At 47.0% G+C, this 2,500-nt stretch carries 2 rRNA genes (1 of these 2 cut by a window edge); both read right to left on the minus strand.

The features are described from left to right. Positions 1-8: 8 nt before the first annotated feature. Positions 9-118 (minus strand): 5S ribosomal RNA (gene rrf, locus EGM88_RS02965). 145 nt (positions 119-263) lie between these two features. Then, positions 264-2,500 (minus strand): 23S ribosomal RNA (locus tag EGM88_RS02970); it runs 654 nt beyond the window's last position.

Below are 2,500 nucleotides of genomic sequence, written 5' to 3' on the forward strand. Positions count from 1 at the left end.
TTTTAAAAGAAAGGCGATGACATACTCTCCCACCATATGGCAGTACCATCTGCACTGATAGGCTTAACTTCTCTGTTCGGGATGGGAAGAGGTGAGCCCTATCGTTATAATCACCTTAAACTGTTTCAGTTTTGAATTAGCAAAACTGTATGAGTTGACATATTTAAAATAATGATATCGAAAATCGTAATTAAATTAATTTAGACTTTTTTTTAAGAAAAAAGAGTTTTCACTCCCTGCTGGTTACCCAACAGGGAGTAAGCGTACATAAGCCTATGGGTTATTAGTACTACTCGGCTATGACATTACTGCCTTTACACCTATAGCCTATCAACGTGGTAATCTTCCACGACCCTTTAAAGAAATCTCATCTAGTGGTGGGTTTCGCGCTTATATGCTTTCAGCGCTTATCCCTTCCCGACGTAGCTACCCAGCAGTGCTCCTAGCGGAACAACTGGTACACCAGAGGTCAGTCCAATTCGGTCCTCTCGTACTAGAATCAGATCCACGCAAATTTCTAACGCCCGCTACAGATAGAGACCGAACTGTCTCACGACGTTCTGAACCCAGCTCGCGTGCCACTTTAATGGGCGAACAGCCCAACCCTTGGGACCTTCTCCAGCCCCAGGATGTGACGAGCCGACATCGAGGTGCCAAACCCCCCCGTCGATATGAGCTCTTGGGGGAGATCAGCCTGTTATCCCCGGAGTACCTTTTATCCTTTGAGCGATGGCCCTTCCATACGGAACCACCGGATCACTATGCTCTTGTTTCCAACCTGATCGACTTGTCAGTCTCTCAGTCAAGCACCCTTATGCCATTGCACTCTACGCACGGTTACCAAGCGTGCTGAGGGTACCTTTAGAAGCCTCCGTTACTCTTTTGGAGGCGACCACCCCAGTCAAACTACCCACCAAGCACTGTCCCCATCGCTGGGTTAGGCTTCGAATAAGCAAAGGGTGGTATTTCAACGGTGACTCCACAACGCCTAGCGACGCCGCTTCAAAGTCTCCCACCTATCCTACACATTACTTATCCAAAGTCAATACTAAGCTATAGTAAAGGTTCACGGGGTCTTTTCGTCCCGTAGCGGGTAATCGGCATCTTCACCGATACTACAATTTCACCGAGCTCATGGCTGAGACAGTATCCAGATCGTTGCACCATTCGTGCAGGTCGGAACTTACCCGACAAGGAATTTCGCTACCTTAGGACCGTTATAGTTACGGCCGCCGTTTACTGGGGCTTCATTTCATTGCTTCTCCGAAGATAACAACTCCACTTAACCTTCCAGCACCGGGCAGGTGTCAGGCCATATACATCATCTTTCGATTTAGCATAGCCCTGTGTTTTTGATAAACAGTCGCCTGGATCGTTTCTCTGCGGCCCTGTAGCTTTACACTACAGGGCGACTCTTCTCCCGAAGTTACGAGTCTATTTTGCCTAGTTCCTTAGCCATGAATCTCTCGAGCACCTTAGAATTCTCTTCCCAACTACCTGTGTCGGTTTAGGGTACGGGTACTTTATATCTGAAGCTTAGAGGTTTTTCTTGGAAGCCTTTACACACACTATCCACGCTGCCGAAGCTTTGTGGTACTATCCTGATTCAGCAAGCTTGACGCATTTAACTATCAAACCTATACCTATTCAGTTCAACGAACTATTCTGTCAGTCCGCGGTGCTGTCATTACTCCGTCACCCCATCGCAATATAAAGTAGTACAGAAATATTAATCTGTTATCCATCCACTACCCCTTTCGGGTTCGCGTTAGGTCCCGACTAACCCTCAGCTGATTAGCATAGCTGAGGAAACCTTAGTCTTTCGGTGTGCAGGTTTCTCACCCGCATTATCGTTACTTATGCCTACATTTTCTTTTGTAACCAGTCCAGCATACCTTACAGTACACCTTCAACCCTGTTACAATGCTCCCCTACCCCTCTATACTCATGTATAGAAGCCATAGCTTCGGTAATATACTTATGCCCGATTATTATCCATGCCGGATCGCTCGACTAGTGAGCTGTTACGCACTCTTTAAATGAATGGCTGCTTCCAAGCCAACATCCTAGCTGTCTGTGCAATCCAACCTCGTTTATTCAACTTAGTATATATTTGGGGACCTTAGCTGATGGTCTGGGTTCTTTCCCTCTCGGACATGGACCTTAGCACCCATGCCCTCACTGCTGAGAATCATTTTATAGCATTCGGAGTTTGTCAGGAATTGGTAGGCGGTGAAGCCCCCGCATCCAATCAGTAGCTCTACCTCTATAAAACTATACTCAACGCTGCACCTAAATGCATTTCGGGGAGTACGAGCTATTTCCGAGTTTGATTGGCCTTTCACCCCTACCCACAGGTCATCCAAAGACTTTTCAACGTCAACTGGTTCGGTCCTCCACTGTGTGTTACCACAGCTTCAACCTGCCCATGGGTAGATCACTCGGTTTCGCGTCTACTACTGCTAACTTAATCGCCCTATTCAGACTCGCTTTCGCTACG

Origin of the sequence: Aureibaculum marinum, from assembly GCF_003813905.1 — a bacterium.
GTDB classification, from domain to species: domain Bacteria; phylum Bacteroidota; class Bacteroidia; order Flavobacteriales; family Flavobacteriaceae; genus Aureibaculum; species Aureibaculum marinum.